Genomic DNA, 1237 nt, shown 5'->3' with positions numbered 1-1237 from the left:
CATCCGACACGGCCGCGCTGCTGCGCACGCGCGTCGCCGCGCTCGCGATCGGCAGCGGCGAGTGGGTCGACGGGCTCACGCTGCAGGGCCTGATGCACACCGAGGCCTCGGAGTTCGACGCGGCCACCGACTGCGCCCGCCGGCTGCGGCAGCAGGCGACGCCCGCCACCGATGCGGCCGCGCGGCTGATCCAGGCCAGCATGGCGCTGAAGAGCGGCGACGCGCGCGAGGCCGACCAGCTGCTGAATGCCGCCGCGGCCGAACTGCCCGCGTCGACGCCGGCCGCGAGCCGCCTGCGTTTCCTGGCCGCGCATTCGAAGGCCAAGCAGCGCGCCGGCAAGCTCGACGACGCGGTGCGGCTGCACCTGCAGGAGATCGACCTCGCGGACCAGCTCGGCATCGCCTGGCACCGCGCCGAGGCCCGCTCGCGCGCCGCCTACTCGCTCTACAAGGCGCAGCAGCCCGAGCGCGCGCGCAGCACCAATGCCGAGGCGCTGGCGATCGCGACGGCCGCCGACGACAAGATCTCGCTGGCCCGCGTGCACAACATCCAGGGCATCCTGCTCGACGGCCCGACCGAGGTCGCCGCGGAGCTGCATTCGATGCAGTCCGCGATCAACTATGCGCACGAGGCCGGCGCCAAGCTCGACGAGGCGCTGCTGCTGGCCAACATGTCGGATTTCTTCCTGCAGCGCGGCGACTACCGCACCGCGCTGCGCCGCGCGCAGGAGGCGCTGCCGCTGACGCGCGAGGTGCGCGACACCAGCAGCGAGATCATCGCGCTGTGGAACATGGGCCTGGCCCACATCGGCCTGGGCGACGTGGCCGACGGCAAGCGGCATGTGGAGCTGGCGCTGTCGATGGCCGAGCGCCGCGGCGATGCGCCGCTGGTGTCCGACGTGCTGCTGGAGTTCGGCACCGCGCTCGAGAAGGCCGGCGACGCCGCCGCCGCGGTGCAGGCGCTGCACCGCCACCGTGCGATCGCCGACAAGCTGGTGCAGCGCGACCAGCAGAAGGCCATCCTCGAGCTGCAGGAGCAGTACGACAGCGACCGCCGCGGCCGCGCGCTCGCGCTGCTGAACAGCGACAACGCGATCAAGAGCACGCAGCTGCAGCGCCGCGACCTGCAGCAGCGCCTGTGGTGGCTGCTCGCGGCGACCTTCGTGCTGTCGTTCGCGGTGGTGCTGCTGATGATGCGCCGCGTGCGCCGCACCAACCAGGCGCTCGCGCACAGCAA

Annotated in this window: 1 pseudogene; it reads left to right on the top strand. The window is 72.8% G+C overall.

Annotated elements, in window-relative coordinates:
• Positions 1-1237 (top strand): annotated as a pseudogene (locus AC1D01_RS35475) (hypothetical protein); the annotation flags it as partial.

The organism is Rhizobacter sp. P3_B12, assembly GCF_056402895.1.
Note: the sequence above shows the minus strand (reverse complement) of the source record. Positions and strands in the feature narration are given on the sequence as shown.